Origin of the sequence: Streptomyces sp. NBC_00370, assembly GCF_036084755.1 — a bacterium.
Classification (GTDB): domain Bacteria; phylum Actinomycetota; class Actinomycetes; order Streptomycetales; family Streptomycetaceae; genus Streptomyces.
Genome location: NZ_CP107968.1, coordinates 4,466,871 through 4,480,676 on the forward strand (window position 1 = coordinate 4,466,871; position 13,806 = coordinate 4,480,676).

Consider the following 13,806-nt stretch of genomic DNA (forward strand, 5'->3'; position numbering starts at 1 on the left):
GGTGGCCGCTCCCGTCGGAGGAACGCAGCCTCCACCTGAATACCGGAGGCGGGGCTGCGGCAAACGCGGTTCCCGCAGAATGTCACAAGTCGTCAACACGCTGTAGTGACATGTCGACAAGCCATAACCACGTCTGCGCAGCCCGGAGGGGGTGTGGGGATCATTTCGACCGTGCGGAGAAGAAACATATCCGCAAACTCGGGAGGGTTACGCTTCGATCCGATTTGCGGATCTCAGTCGCGCAAAGCTACGGGCCAGAAGTCTTGACACATGCATCTGAGAGACTCCCAGTTCCTGACTGATCTGAGACTGCGTCAGATTGTTGTAGTAGCGGAGCATCAGGATCCGCTGTTCCCTTTCGGGCAGTTGTACGAGGAGATGGCGGACGAGATCGCGGTGCTCGACGCCGGCGAGCGCCGGGTCCTCGTACCCGAGCCGGTCCAGCAGTCCCGGCAGTCCGTCGCCCTCCTGGGCGGCCTCCAGCGACGTCGCGTGGTACGACCGGCCGGCCTCGATGCAGGCGAGCACCTCGTCCTCGGAGATCTTCAGCCGCTCGGCGATCTCGGCGGTGGTGGGTGAGCGGCCGTGAGCGGTCGTCAGGTCCTCGGTGGCGCCGGTGACCTGGACCCACAGCTCGTGCAGCCGCCGGGGGACGTGGACGGTCCGTACGTTGTCGCGGAAGTACCGCTTGATCTCGCCGACGACCGTGGGCATCGCGAAGGTGGGGAACTGCACCCCGCGGTCGGGGTCGAACCGGTCGATGGCGTTGATGAGCCCGATCGTGCCGACCTGGACGACGTCCTCCATCGGCTCGTTACGGCTGCGGAAGCGGGCGGCGGCGTACCGCACCAGCGGCAGATTGGCCTCGATGAGCGCGGCCCGCACCCGGCCGTGCTCGTGGCTGCCCGGCTCCAGGTTCTTGAGCTGGCCGAAGAGGACCTGGGTCAGGGCGCGGGTGTCGGCGCCCCGGCTCTGCGCGGCGGTGCGCGGCTCGGTCTCGGTCTCGGTGACCGGCTCGGTCTCCGTGACCGGCCCGGTCTCCGTGACCGGTTTGGTCGCCGGCGTGGTCCGCGGTTCTGTCTGAGGCTCTGCGTCGGGACCGGGCCCGGGGCCGGCTCTGGGTGCCGGTTCGGGCTCGGCGGGGCTCTCGGGCTGGGGCGGCACTTGAGGCGTAGTACTGGCCGGCACGGTCACGCCACCCCTTTGCGGTCGACTGCGGTCAACTCATCCGTCAAAAGCGGTCATAGCATCACAAGACATGTCCACCGTGCGCAAGCACCTGATCACTCCGTGTTGACGGCAAGTTGGGGCAAAAAGCCCAAAAGCCCCACGCCGTAGCGGCGTGGGGCAGGGGAGGCCGAGGGGTCAGAACTCGTAGTCGGCGATCACCCAGGTGGCGAACTCACGCCACTGCGCGACGCCTGCCTCATGCGCCGGATGCTCGATGTAGCGCCGCAGCGCATCGCGGTCCGCGGTGGCGGAGTTGATGGCGAAGTCGTACGCGATCGGCCGGTCGCTGATGTTCCAGGCGCACTCCCAGAACTCCAGCTCGGGGATCTGCCCGCCGAGCGCCTCGAACGCACGGGCGCCGGCGACCACGCGCGGCTCGTCCCGGGAGACGCCTTCGTCGAGCTTGAAAAGGACCAGGTGGCGGATCACGGACACTCCTTGGGGGCGACGGGAGCGCCACGGCAGGACCGCGGTCGTGCGAGGGTCGTCAGGTGAGAGTCACTGGACGAGCTGGGTCATGAACTCGCCGACGCCTTGCGCGGCGCTCGATATGCCCTCGAACCCTACCTGGACGAGTTCGGCGGCCTTGGCCGGCGAGGTGATGATCGTATACAGCACGAAGACGACCGCTCCGTAGAGAATTATCTTCTTAGCCGCTGCCATCTTGTGTGCTGCCTCCCCTGCCGCCCCGATGCAGTCGCGTGAGTCTAACCGTATGAACGGGACCGGACAGTAACTGATCGGTTCCAGTCAAAAAATAAGATCGCTGAGCGAGCATCATCGCCGGTGCGGGCACGGTCGAAGTCGCCGGGGGGACGGGCCGGTTGGGTGTGTACCGCAAGTGGCACGCCCGGCGCGGGAGTTCCGGCTCAGACGCCGTCGGCGCCGTCGGCCGCTGAGGCGTAACGGCGCGCCAGGACCCTGAAGGCGGCCGTCAGCTCGGGCGGTCCGACGACCTCGATGCCGGCGTCGAACATGCCGACGGTGGCGGCCAGGGCCGGCCAGGACCACGAGCCCAGGACGAGCCGGCAGCGGTCCGGGCCGAGCTCCTCGACGACCCCGTCGCGGGCGAAGCGGGAGACGTCGGCGGCGTTCAGGTCGAGGATCACTTCGCCGCGGCAGGGCCAGTCACCGGAGCCGCTGCCGCTGCCGCCGCCCGAGCCGCCCGGTCCGCCCGAGCCGCCCGGTCCGTCGGCCGCGCCACGGAACCGCCCGGTGACGAAGCCCGCCACCGACCCGCCGGGCAGCTCGCGCGGGGTGAAGCGGGGGCCGGTGGGGGTACGGGGAGTGATCCGGTCGGCGCGGAAGACGCGCCAGTCGTCCCGGTCGAGGTCCCACGCGACGAGATACCAGCGGCCGCCCCGCACGACCAGATGGTGCGGCTGCACCCGGCGCGGCGGGGACCCGGCGGGCGCATAGTCGAAGCGCAGCTCCTCACAGGCGCGGACGGCGGCGCTGAGCGCCAGGAGTACACCGCTGTCGGCCTGCGGTTCCCGCCGGCCCCCGGACTGCTCGACGGCCGTGACCTGGAAGGCGTCGATACGGTGGCGCAGCCGCGCGGGCATGACCTGCCGGACGGTGTTCAGGGCGCGCGCCGCTGCCTCCTCGATCCCGGCCCCGGTGGCGGCGGCCGTCCGGAGCGCGACGGCGAGGGCGACGGCCTGCTCGTCGTCGAACAGCAGCGGAGGCAGCCGCGTACCGGCCCCGAGCCGGTACCCACCGTCGGGGCCCTTGGCGGCGACGATCGGGTAGCCGAGCTCCCGCAGCCGGTCCACGTCGCGGCGTACGGTGCGCGGACTGACGTCCAGCCGTTCCGCCAGCAGCGCCCCTGGCCAGTCCCTGCGGGCCTGGAGCAGCGAGAGCAGCGAGAGCAGCCGTGCTGAGGTCTTCGGCATGACCCCAGGATGCCCCGAGTAGCGGACAGCTCCTGACCGCTACTCCTGCGAGTGTGTGTCGTGTGCCGGAGAACGGCGACGGCGGGCATCCCGCGCGAGGCCTCGACAGCCGTACCGCGCCCTGAGCGACCTGCCCTCTCCACAAGCGACCCGCCCTCTCCACAAGGAGATCTGACCGACCGTGAGGACCACCCGAGCGAGCATGCGATGACCGTTCTCGACACCCGTGCGCTCAACCGCGCCACGCTCGCCCGCCAGTTGCTGCTCGACCGCGCCGACCTGCCGGTGCTCGACGCGGTCGCGCACCTCGGCGGGCTCCAGGCGCAGGAACCGCAGGAGCCGTATCTGGGGCTCTGGTCGCGGCTGCGCGGCTTCGACCCGGCGGTGCTCTCCGGGCTGCTGGTCGGACGGAGTGTGGTGCGCACCCACCTCATGCGCCGCACGGTCCATCTCGTCACCGCCGCCGACGTACTGGCCTGGCGGTCCCGGCACGGCGCCATGCTGCGCCAGCGGGTGCTCGGCGTCTACCGCGCCGAGCTGGCCGCTGTGGACCTCGACGAACTCGCCGCGGCCGCCCTGGCGGTGATGGCCGACGGGGAGCCCCGTTCGATGGCCGAACTCGCGCGGGCGCTCGCCGACCGCTGGCCGGCGCCGGGGCCCCGGGCGCTGGGCGAGATGGTGATCGCCGCGCTCGTCCCGATGGCGCAACTGCCGCCGCGCGGGCTGTGGCGTACACGCGCGGGAGTACGCAACGTCCCGCTCGCGTCCTGGCTGGGCCGCGAGGTCGACCCGCCGTCCCCGGACGGCGCCGATCCCGTGGGCCAGGCGCTGGTACGCCGCTACCTGGCCGCTTTCGGCCCGGCGGCCTCGGCCGACCTGCGCGCCTGGTGCGGCCTCGCGGGCCTGCCGGCCGCGGTGGCGGCGATCCGCCACGAGCTGGTCAGCTTCCGCGACGAGAGTGGCCGGGAACTCCTCGACCTCCCTGACGCGCCCCGCCCCGACCCGGACACCCCGGCCCCCGTACGGTTCCTGCCGGCCTTCGACAACGCGATCCTCGGCTACCAGGACCGCACCCGCGTCATCGACGCCGCCCACCGGGGCCTGTCGGTCGCGGGCGAGCGCGTCGTCCTGGTCGACGGCCGGGTCGCCGCGACCTGGCAGGTCGAATCCGGCACCGTAGCGGTCACCCCGCTCCACCACCTCGCCCGCGGCGACCGCACGGCGGTCACCGAAGAGGGCCGGGCGATGGCGGCGTTCCTCTCGGACAACGAAACGCAGGAGGTACGGGTCGACCCGGCCTAGGGTCTCTCGTTCGGATCTCGTCGTCAGCGGCCGAGCGCCTCGCGCAGCTGCTGCTTGTTCATCGACGAGCGGCCCTCGACGTTCTTCTTCTTGGCCTCCTCGTACAGCTGATCCCTCGTCGGCCCCTGGGCGCCGCTGTGCGACCGTTCGCCGCCGCGCTGGGAGGCCGACTTCGGGTCCTTGGTCGAGACCTTGCTCGCGGTCTTCGACTCGCCGGACCTGGCGCGCTCCTTGTTGACGGTCCGTGCGGCGATCTCCTCCGCACGCCCGGCGGAGGCGCCGCGCTTCTCGACGCTCTCCTTGACGTGCTCGTACTGGCGCTCACGCTTGGGGCTGGAACCTGCGGGCATGTCACTCTCCTCTGGCCTCTGTTCCTCCGGCCTGTGTCTCTCGGTTGACCGAAGACGCAGCGGAAAAACCTCCTCCGCCCCACCGTACGAACGGCATCGGCACCCCGCACCACGACGGGCATTCGGCGGCGGAACCGGCGCCCGCCGGGCAACGAAAAACCGCCCCTGACCTGGCTTCCAAGGTCAGAGGCGGTTCTTGCTGGCGGTAGCGGAGGGATTTGAACCCTCGGTGAGTTTCCCCACACTCGCTTTCGAGGCGAGCTCCTTCGGCCGCTCGGACACGCTACCGGGAGAGATCCTAGCCCACGGTGGGCCGTGGTTCGAAATCCGTATCTCGGGGGGCCGCCCGAGGGCCGCTCAAGGCCCGCTCAGGGGTTGCTCAGGGGGTGCGGAAGAAGGACGTCAGGAGGTGGGAGCACTCGTCGGCGAGGACTCCTTCGATCACCTCGGGGCGGTGGTTGAGGCGGCGGTCGCGTACGACGTCCCACAGGGAGCCGGCCGCGCCGGCCTTCTCGTCCCGGGCGCCGAAGACGACGCGGTCCAGGCGGGACTGGACGATCGCGCCCGCGCACATCGTGCAGGGTTCGAGGGTGACGACCAGGGTGCAGTCGGTGAGGCGCCACGCGCCGAGTTGTCCGGCCGCCCTGCGGATGGCGAGAACCTCCGCGTGGGCCGTCGGGTCGGCGGTGGCCTCACGTTCGTTGTGGGCGGCGGCAAGCAGTGCCCCTTCCGGGGACAGCAGGACGGCGCCGACCGGCACATCGCCGGCTCGCGCCGCCCGTGCAGCCTCGTCCAGGGCCTGGCGCATCGGCGCCTGCCATGGATCGCGTACCGGGTCGGGCACGGGTTCGTGCCCCAGCACTATCGGACAGTCTCCAGAACGTCCGCGGCGCCGAGAGCCTCCGCGATCTCGGCCATCGCGTCCGTTTCCAGTGCCAGCAGGTCCGACTCGGACAGCCCGAGGTCGGCGAGGATCTCGCGGTCCCCGATCGGTCCTGCCGTCGCGGCCTCCCCGCTCGTGGCGGGGGTGTCGTCGTCCTCCTCGTCGCTCACGTCCGGTTCGCCGTCCTCCGTACCGTCGAGGTCCAGCGTGTCCAGGTCGGCTGCCGGGTCATCATCGTCCGCGCCGATCAGTTCATCGATGAGAATCTCCCCGTACGAGGAGCGTGCGGCCGCGGCCGCGTCTGAGACGTAGAAACGAGGATCTTCCTCGCCCTCCACACGGACGATGCCGAACCAGGCATCCTCCTGCTCGATGAAGAGGAGAACTGTCTCCTCGTCAACCGAGGCTTCACGGGCCAGGTCGGTGAGGTCCGACAGGGTTTCCACATCATCGAGATCTGTATCGCTCGCTTCCCACCCGTCTTCGGTGCGCGCGAGCAGTGCGGCGAAGTACACCGTGACTCTCCCACTGGTCAGAGGTGTGACGGTCCGGCGGTGCGCTGCTCTGTGCCCCGCCCACTCGGAATCGTGGCAGAAACTCGCGCTGTGCGAGAGGTCTTCCACCGTTGCGTCGTGCGGCCATTTTATTCACCGCCCGTTCGCCGCCAAGCGCCGCGTACCCCTCGGGGCGCGTCTGGACGGTCACGAATCGGGAACGGCGTCGGGCGCGCCCGGGGGGCTACCGCGGGTCACCCCTGGTTACCCGTGCGTAGGGAAACGGTGGTGCGGAGAGTGAAGGGGAGGGTGCCGACGGGTGCGCCGCCGTCACCAGCGGAACGTACGCATCCGCATCTGCTGGCGCATCCGTGCCGCCCGCGCCTGTCGGGGTTTCACCCGCTCGCGCAGCGCCTTCGCCTCGTTCAGCTCGCGCAGGAACTGCGCGCGGCGTCTGCGCCGGGCTGCCTCCGCCTCGGCATCGTCCTGTCCGGGGTCGCTCTGCGGCTCCTGGTCCGGCATCGACGCTCTCACCACCCCTTGGCTGCGGGTCCTTCACTCACACCTTCCCGCAGGGTCCGGGGTTGATGCCCGTGCGTACATCCCTGGCCTTTGCCCGGCGGCCCGGCCGTTACTGTGGTCGCCATGCGCATTCACGTCGTCGACCACCCGCTGGTGGCGCACAAACTCACCACGCTGCGCGACCTGCGCACCGACTCCGCCACCTTCCGGCGCCTCGCCGACGAACTGGTGACGCTGCTCGCCTACGAGGCCACCAGGGATGTGCGCACCGAACAGGTCGACATCGAGACCCCCGTCACGGCGACGACGGGCGTGCGCCTCTCGCACCCGCGTCCGCTGGTCGTGCCGATCCTGCGGGCCGGTCTCGGCATGCTCGACGGCATGGTGCGGCTGCTGCCGACCGCCGAGGTGGGCTTCCTCGGGATGATGCGGAACGAGGAGACGCTCCAGGCGTCGACCTACGCGAGCCGCATGCCGGAGGACCTGTCGGGCCGTCAGGTGTACGTGCTCGACCCGATGCTGGCCACCGGCGGCACGCTGGTCGCGGCGATCCGCGAGCTGATCAAGCGCGGCGCCGACGACGTGACCGCCGTGGTGCTCCTCGCGGCGCCCGAGGGCGTCGAGGTGATGGAGCGCGAGCTGGCGGGTGCGCCGGTCACCGTCGTCACGGCGGCCGTGGACGAGCGGCTGAACGAGCAGGGCTACATCGTCCCCGGCCTCGGCGACGCCGGGGACCGGATGTACGGCACCGTCGACTAGGCCCTGTCTTCCGAATCAGGCCGGATGGGGGACAGATGATCGTTCTGGTACTGCTCGTGGTCGTGGTGCTTGCCGTCGCCGGGTGCGTGTGTGTGGTCTGGGCAGCGCGAGGCGGCCCCCGCTGGGTCCGAGGGGTGGCGGCCGTGACGCTTGCCGCCGGCGACGCGGTGCGTCTCTCCCGGCGGAACAGCCGCCGGGGTGTGAGCGGGAGCAGCGGCGACGACGGCTAGGGTCTTTCGTTTGGATCAGGCCGGATCAGGGAGCGGGGGCTGGTGTCGTGGATCGCAAGGCGGAGGAGGGAGGCGACGCGGAGCGTCGCCGACCGACGACAACGCCGCGAGGCGCGGCACCAGCCCCCGCGAGCCCGGCAAGATCCAAACGAGAGGCCCTAGGGCTCCGGGTGCGGACGCGGCCGGCCCGCACCCGGAGCGCTCAGTGCTCCGTCGCCCTGATCGACTTCGCCGGTGAACCCAGCTCGGCCGTGCAGCCGGGGTCGGCCACCGGCTTCGACAGGGCGGCCAGCGCCTGGTTCGCGTCCTTCGGGACCGTCAGCTGCTTGAAGGCCGTCCCGAGGATCAGGTCGACGTCCCGCGTCTTGCGGGTGTCGGTCTTCGGGGTCGCCCCCTTCAGCTGGGTGCCGAGGACGGACAGGGAGCTGTCCGACGTCGTCGGGGCGCCCAGCAGTATCCCGGTGCCGGGGATCTTCTTGTCGTACGCGGCGGACGCGTTGCCCACCTTGCCGATGACGAAGCCGCGTTTCTTCAGCTCGTCGGCGGTGCTCTGGGCCAGTCCGCCGCGCGGCGTCGCGTTGTAGACGTTGACCTTGATCTGGGCGGGCTTCGGGAGCGCCTTCACCGGCGTCTTCGACGGCTTGCAGGACGGCTTGCGGTCCGCCGCGCTGGTCTGCTCGCTGTCGCCGTTGAAGACGTGGATGAGCTGCAAGGTCCCCCAGCCGGCCAGGCCGAGGGCGACGACGGCGGCGACGGACACGAGCACGATCCTGCGGCGGTGACGTGGGCGTCGCATGCGGGGGTACTTGTCACCCGTGATGCGGTACTTGCCGCCCATGCCGGGGGGAGTGAGCATGCTCATGTGCGAAGCGTAGTGCGCGCCGAGTGTGTTTCCTACTAAATGATCAACAGGTTGCGCCGACAGGGTGGGAAAGCCCCCGAAAGGCTCAGTCGAAGACCCTCGGAGCGGTCCGCAAGGCGGTCACCGGGCGGTCTTCCGCCCCCGCCGCTCGGCGTCAGCCCCGGTCCAGCTCCAGCACCCGCGCGTGCAGCACCTGGCGCTGCTGGAGCGCGGCACGCACCGCGCGGTGCAGTCCGTCCTCCAGATAGAGATCGCCCTGCCACTTCACGACGTGGGCGAAGAGGTCGCCGTAGAACGTGGAGTCCTCCGCGAGCAGCGTCTCCAGGTCCAGCTGGCCCTTCGTGGTCACGAGCTGGTCGAGGCGGACCGGGCGCGGCGCGACATCCGCCCACTGCCGGGTGGATTCCCGGCCGTGGTCGGGATAAGGCCGCCCGTTACCGATGCGCTTGAAGATCACACGGAAAGCCTACCGGTCGAGCGGCTCCGGGCGCAGCCAAGGCGACGTAGTCCAAAAGTGACATTCACCGTTAAAGCGGGAGTGATGCACGAGCGGAGCGGTTCCCTCCGCTCCGCTGGTTCCCTCGAACGGGTTCGTGGCCGGGTTTACGGGCGCTGCGGCGCGCTGCTCGGCCCGGCCGTCAGCGGGCCCAGATCGTGCGCGTACCTGCCGACGGCGTCGGCGATCACATCGATGTTGTTGTCGAAAGCGGTCATGTTGATGTTGGACAGGTCGTCGCACGCCAAGTGGTAACAGGCGTCGTACGCGACACCCGCCTCGCCGCCGAACCGCTCGGCGTCACCGCGCGTCTTCACGACCTCCGCCCCGGTGAAGGTGCCGCCGGACGGGATGCCGGCGGCGACGAAGGGCCCGTAGTCGGAACGGCCGTCGAAGTCCGCGCCCTTGTGTGCGATCCCGTGGCTGTCGAGGAAGTCGTTGATGCCCCGCTCCAGCTGCGCCGAGCCCGCAGGGCCGGGGCCCGCGCCCTCGCGGTCGGAGTCGTCGCCGTCGTACACGAGCTGGGCGAAGTTCGGCGACGCGATCATGTCGAAGTTCAGATAGAGCGCGACGGCGGAGCGCTCGGCGGGGGTGCGGGCCTTCACGTACGCCTCGGAGCCGAGCAGCCCCAGCTCCTCCGCCGACCACCACGCGAACCGCACCTTGTTGTCCGGGCGCTCGTGGGTCGCGGCGAGCCGCAGGGCGACTTCGAGCAGGCCGGCCGAGCCCGAGCCGTTGTCGTTGATGCCGGGGCCCTTGCCGACGGAGTCGAGATGCGCGCCGAGCATGACGGTCCGCGCGGGGTCGCCGCCCCTGGTCTCGGCGATCACATTGCGGGTGGTGCGCTGCTCCCGGAGCTGCCGTACGTCCATGGTGACCCGCACCGCTTCGGCGGCCCCGCCCGCCTCGGCCTTCCTGACCGCGGCGGCCAGCGCCGTACCGTCCTTGCGCGTGATGCCGCCGGTCGGGATTCCGGCGGTGGGGGCGGGTGCGTCCTTCGCGCTGCCGAGGGAGCCGCTGAGCGCGCCGTCGGCGTTGTTGTAGATCACGGCGCCGACGGCCCCTGCCGCCGCCGCGCTCCGCTGCTTCACCGCGAAGTCGCAGCCGCCCCGCTCGATGAGCGCGATCTTGCCCGTGACGCTCCCGGACGCGTAGTCGGCGGGCTCGCAGCCGGTCGTCGCGTCCACGGGGACGGCGGCGACCGCAGCCGTGATGCCGCCCTCGGGCGTGGACTTCGTGTACGACATGGCCGTGATCGCGATCTCGCGCCGCTCGGGCGCCCGTACCGTCAGTTTCTCGGCGAGCGTCTCGACGTACGTGAAGTCGAACGGCTCGTACGCGACGTCGTAGCCGGCCTCTTCGAGCTGGTCGTGCACATAGCGCGCCGAGGCCTCATGGCCGGCCGAGCCTGCGGCGCGGTTGCCGCCTGACGCGTCCGCGACGGCCTGGAACCGCTCCAGATGGCGGTAGGCGCTCTCGGCCGACGCGTCCCGTACGAGCTCGCGGGAGAGCCGCGCCGCGTCCCTGGCCGCGTCCCTGGCCTGGTCGTGCGCCGGGGCGGCGCCGAGCAGCAGCGGGACGGTGAGGGCGGTCGCTGCCAGGGTGGCGACGAGGCTGCGGGGGACCAGGTTCACTTGCCGGTCTCCTTCGCGGCCTTCGCGGACTTCGCGGACTTCGATGGTGCGGACTTCGATGGTGCTGCCTTGGCCGCCTTCGCCGCCCGTTTCGCCTCCTGCTTGAACGCCCGCACCTTTGCCAGCGACTCGGGCCCCGTGATGTCGGCCGCCGAGCGGTACGACCCCTCGTCCCCGTACGCGCCCGCCGCCGCGCGCCAGCCGGTGGGCCGTACATCGAATTGCTTGCCCAGCAGCGCCAGGAAAATCTGCGACTTCTGCTTTCCGAAGCCAGGCAATGCGTTCAGTCGTTCGAGTACCTCGGCGCCGGTGGCGACTTCTCGCCAAATCGTCGTCGGATCTCCGTCGTAATGGTCGACCAGATAGTGGCAGAGCTGCTGAACGCGCCCCGCCATCGACCCCGGATACCGGTGCACGGCCGGCTTCTCGGAGAGCAGTGCCGCGAACGCCTCCGGGTCGTAGGCGGCGATCTGCCGCGCGTCGAGGTCGTCGCCGCCGAGGCGTACGGCGATGGTGTACGGGCCAGAGAAGGCCCACTCCATGGGGACCTGCTGGTCGAGCAGCATGCCGACCAGGGCGGCCAGCGGGCTGCGGCCGAGCAGGGCGTCCGCCTCGGGCTGCTGGGCGAGCCGAATTGTGGTGCTCATTACCGAATGATCTCGCGGCTCGCGGGCGGGCGCATGCACGCCACGCAATTCCCATGTGTTCATATGACTGTTTCGTCGCGCGAATGGCCCAACCGGCGGAGGGGTAGAGCCCGGCCCAGGAGAACCAATTCCGGCACCTTCGGGACCGGAACCTTCGGGAAAGGCCGCGCACCGGTGACACAGCCTTTTGAACTGCCGGATTTCTACATGCCATATCCGGCCCGGCTCAACCCGCACCTTGAGGAGGCGAGGGAGCACTCCAGCAGATGGGCCAGGGAGATGGGCATGCTGGAGGGTTCGGGCATCTGGGAGCAGCACGACCTCGACTCCCACGACTACGCGCTGCTCTGCTCGTACACCCACCCGGACTGCGACGGACCCCAGTTGTCGCTGGTCACGGACTGGTATGTGTGGGTGTTCTTCTTCGACGACCACTTCCTGGAGATCTTCAAGCGCGACCACGACAGGGAGGGCGGCAAGGCGTATCTCGACCGGCTGCCCCTCTTCATGCCGATGGATCTGAAGGACGGGTTCCCCGAGCCGACCAACCCCGTGGAGGCCGGCCTCGCCGACCTCTGGGCCCGTACGGTCCCCAGCATGTCCATGGCGTGGCGGGAGCGGTTCGCCGAGTCCACGGAGAATCTGCTGAACGAGTCCCTCTGGGAGCTCTCCAACATCAACGCCGAGCGGATCTCCAACCCCGTCGAGTACATCGAGATGCGCCGCAAGGTCGGCGGGGCGCCCTGGTCCGCGGGGCTCATCGAGTACGTCAGCGCCGAGGTGCCGGCGGCACTGGCCGAGTCGCGGCCGCTGCGGGTCCTGCGCGACACGTTCTCGGACGGCGTCCATCTGCGCAACGACCTCTTCTCGTACCAGCGCGAGATCGAGGAGGAGGGCGAGCTGAGCAACGGCGTGCTCGTGCTGGAGACCTTCCTCGGCTGCACGACGCAGGAGGCGGCCGAAGCCGTCAACGACCTGCTGACCGCGCGCCTCCAGCAGTTCGACAACACCGCCCTCACCGAACTGGGCCCGCTGTTCGTGGAGAAGGGCACCGACCCGGCGTCCGTCGCCGACACCCTCGCCTATGTGAAGGGCCTCCAGGACTGGCAGTCGGGCGGCCATGAATGGCACATGCGCTCCAGCCGGTACATGAACGGCGGCGGCGTCGACACCGACGAGACGGCGGGGCCGCTCTTCCCGAAGACCCCGGTCGGCCGGGGCACGGCCGCCTCCGACTTCCTCAAGACGCTCACCGCGGGCGGCCCCGCCAGGCTGCGCAGCCACAGCCATGTCCCGTTCCAGCGGGTGGGACCCTCGCAACTGCCCGACTTCCAGATGCCGTTCGAGGCGACGCTCAGCCCGCATCTGGACGCCTCACGCGAGCATGTCGTCGCATGGGCGGCCCGGATGGGGATCCTGGAGGAACAGCCCGGCATCCCGAACTCGGGCGTGTGGGACGCGGACCGGATCCGCCGTATCGACCTGCCGCTCTGCGCGGCCGGTATCCACCCGGACGCCACACCGGAGGGCCTGGACCTGTCGTCGGATTGGCTGGCCTGGGGGACGTACGGGGACGACTACTTCCCGGTCGTCTACGGCACCACCCGCGACCTGGCGGGCGCGAAGGCGTGCAACGAGCGCCTGTCGCTGTTCATGCCGGTCGAATCCCTGGACACCCCGCTGCCCGCTACCGGCCTCGAACGCGCCCTCGCCGACCTGTGGGCGCGTACGGCGGGCCCGATGGACCTCGACGCCCGGCGCACGTTCCGCAAGGCCGTCGAGGACATGACGGAGAGCTGGCTGTGGGAGCTGGCCAACCAGGTGCAGAACCGTATCCCCGAGCCCGTCGACTACATCGAGATGCGCCGGGCGACCTTCGGCTCGGACATGACGATGAGCCTGTGCCGGATCGGCCACGGCAACGTCGTACCGGAGGAGATCTACCGCAGCGGACCGATGCAGGCGCTGGAGCACGCGGCGCAGGACTACGCGTGCCTGCTCAACGACGTCTTCTCGTACCAGAAGGAGATCGAGTTCGAGGGCGAGGTGCACAACGGCGTCCTCGTCGTCCAGAACTTCTTCAACTGCGACTATCCGACGGCGCTGCACATCGTCGACGACCTGATGAACTCGCGCATGCGCCAGTTCCAGCACGTCGCCGCGAACGAACTGCCCGTGCTGTACGACGACTTCGACCTGAGCGCGGAGGTGCGGGAGGTGCTCGACGGATATGTGAAGGAGCTGGAGAACTGGCTCTCCGGGATTCTCGTCTGGCATGCGGGCTGCCACCGCTACAAGGAGTCGGACCTGCTCCAGGACCGCGCTGAGCCGCGCTGGATGCCGCCGACGCTGACGGGGCGCGGCACATCGGCCGCCAGGATCCTGCTGCCGGCGGGCAGTTCGGCCGGTTCGGCCGGCTCCGTAGCGGCTGTGCCCCAAATGGCACCGTAACCCTCGCAGGGCGCAATCCGTTCGCCATCCGGTCGACGCAGATCGAGTGGA

Annotated in this window: 15 protein-coding genes and 1 tRNA gene; 4 read left to right on the plus strand and 12 right to left on the minus strand. The window is 70.1% G+C overall.

Annotation, left to right across the window (positions count from 1 at the left end; genetic code table 11):
- Positions 1 to 207: 207 nt before the first annotated feature.
- From OHS57_RS19900 to OHS57_RS19910, 3 genes are all read right to left on the minus strand, one after another.
- The gene (locus tag OHS57_RS19900) at positions 208 to 1,188 is read right to left on the minus strand and encodes a SigB/SigF/SigG family RNA polymerase sigma factor (RefSeq protein ID WP_328582862.1); all 981 of its coding nucleotides are present in this window, start codon (positions 1,186 to 1,188) and stop codon (positions 208 to 210) included.
- Between the two features lie 177 nt (positions 1,189 to 1,365).
- On the minus strand, positions 1,366 to 1,659 hold the full coding sequence (locus OHS57_RS19905; protein WP_328582863.1) for a Dabb family protein: 294 nt from the start codon (positions 1,657 to 1,659) through the stop codon (positions 1,366 to 1,368).
- A gap of 440 nt (positions 1,660 to 2,099) precedes the next feature.
- Positions 2,100 to 3,125, minus strand: a complete 1,026-nt coding sequence (locus OHS57_RS19910) for a helix-turn-helix transcriptional regulator (protein WP_328582864.1) — start codon at positions 3,123 to 3,125, stop codon at positions 2,100 to 2,102.
- A 207-nt stretch (positions 3,126 to 3,332) separates the two neighbouring features.
- Between OHS57_RS19910 and OHS57_RS19915 the strand changes: the two genes are divergently transcribed.
- Positions 3,333 to 4,427, plus strand: a complete 1,095-nt coding sequence (locus tag OHS57_RS19915) for a winged helix DNA-binding domain-containing protein (RefSeq protein ID WP_328582865.1) — start codon at positions 3,333 to 3,335, stop codon at positions 4,425 to 4,427.
- A gap of 23 nt (positions 4,428 to 4,450) precedes the next feature.
- On the opposite strand, the gene OHS57_RS19920 is transcribed toward OHS57_RS19915, so the two are convergent.
- The 5 genes from OHS57_RS19920 to OHS57_RS19940 form a co-directional block, all read right to left on the minus strand.
- Entirely contained in the window at positions 4,451 to 4,777 is a 327-nt protein-coding gene (locus tag OHS57_RS19920; RefSeq protein ID WP_328582866.1) for a plasmid stabilization protein, read from the minus strand.
- A gap of 200 nt (positions 4,778 to 4,977) precedes the next feature.
- Positions 4,978 to 5,065, minus strand: a tRNA-Ser gene (locus OHS57_RS19925).
- 91 nt (positions 5,066 to 5,156) lie between these two features.
- Complete coding sequence (tadA, locus tag OHS57_RS19930; RefSeq protein ID WP_328585112.1) at positions 5,157 to 5,585, minus strand: tRNA adenosine(34) deaminase TadA; 429 nt, start codon at positions 5,583 to 5,585, stop codon at positions 5,157 to 5,159.
- Between the two features lie 53 nt (positions 5,586 to 5,638).
- Positions 5,639 to 6,175: a tRNA adenosine deaminase-associated protein gene (locus tag OHS57_RS19935; RefSeq protein WP_328582867.1), complete on the minus strand. Its 537-nt coding sequence runs from the start codon at positions 6,173 to 6,175 to the stop codon at positions 5,639 to 5,641.
- Between the two features lie 309 nt (positions 6,176 to 6,484).
- Positions 6,485 to 6,676 carry a hypothetical protein gene (locus OHS57_RS19940; protein WP_041987026.1) on the minus strand — a complete coding sequence of 64 codons (192 nt, stop codon included), beginning with the start codon at positions 6,674 to 6,676 and terminating at the stop codon, positions 6,485 to 6,487.
- Positions 6,677 to 6,799: 123 nt separating this feature from the next.
- On the opposite strand from OHS57_RS19940, the gene upp reads away from it, so the two are divergent.
- Both upp and OHS57_RS19950 read left to right on the plus strand, forming a co-directional pair.
- On the plus strand, positions 6,800 to 7,435 hold the full coding sequence (gene upp, locus OHS57_RS19945) for a uracil phosphoribosyltransferase (protein WP_041987023.1): 636 nt from the start codon (positions 6,800 to 6,802) through the stop codon (positions 7,433 to 7,435).
- Positions 7,436 to 7,470: 35 nt separating this feature from the next.
- Positions 7,471 to 7,665 carry a hypothetical protein gene (locus tag OHS57_RS19950; RefSeq protein WP_041987021.1) on the plus strand — a complete coding sequence of 65 codons (195 nt, stop codon included), beginning with the start codon at positions 7,471 to 7,473 and terminating at the stop codon, positions 7,663 to 7,665.
- 202 nt (positions 7,666 to 7,867) lie between these two features.
- On the opposite strand, the gene OHS57_RS19955 is transcribed toward OHS57_RS19950, so the two are convergent.
- From OHS57_RS19955 to OHS57_RS19970, 4 genes are all read right to left on the minus strand, one after another.
- On the minus strand, positions 7,868 to 8,527 hold the full coding sequence (locus OHS57_RS19955) for a LytR C-terminal domain-containing protein (protein WP_328582868.1): 660 nt from the start codon (positions 8,525 to 8,527) through the stop codon (positions 7,868 to 7,870).
- A gap of 154 nt (positions 8,528 to 8,681) precedes the next feature.
- Positions 8,682 to 8,984 carry a type II toxin-antitoxin system VapB family antitoxin gene (locus OHS57_RS19960; protein WP_041987019.1) on the minus strand — a complete coding sequence of 101 codons (303 nt, stop codon included), beginning with the start codon at positions 8,982 to 8,984 and terminating at the stop codon, positions 8,682 to 8,684.
- Between the two features lie 146 nt (positions 8,985 to 9,130).
- Positions 9,131 to 10,657 carry a M28 family metallopeptidase gene (locus OHS57_RS19965; protein WP_328582869.1) on the minus strand — a complete coding sequence of 509 codons (1,527 nt, stop codon included), beginning with the start codon at positions 10,655 to 10,657 and terminating at the stop codon, positions 9,131 to 9,133.
- Positions 10,654 to 11,304 carry an HhH-GPD-type base excision DNA repair protein gene (locus OHS57_RS19970; protein ID WP_041987016.1) on the minus strand — a complete coding sequence of 217 codons (651 nt, stop codon included), beginning with the start codon at positions 11,302 to 11,304 and terminating at the stop codon, positions 10,654 to 10,656. Before OHS57_RS19970 ends, OHS57_RS19965 begins: the two co-directional genes overlap by 4 nt.
- Positions 11,305 to 11,478: 174 nt before the next feature.
- Between OHS57_RS19970 and OHS57_RS19975 the strand changes: the two genes are divergently transcribed.
- Positions 11,479 to 13,755, plus strand: a complete 2,277-nt coding sequence (locus OHS57_RS19975; RefSeq protein WP_328582870.1) for a terpene synthase family protein — start codon at positions 11,479 to 11,481, stop codon at positions 13,753 to 13,755.
- Positions 13,756 to 13,806: the final 51 nt, after the last annotated feature.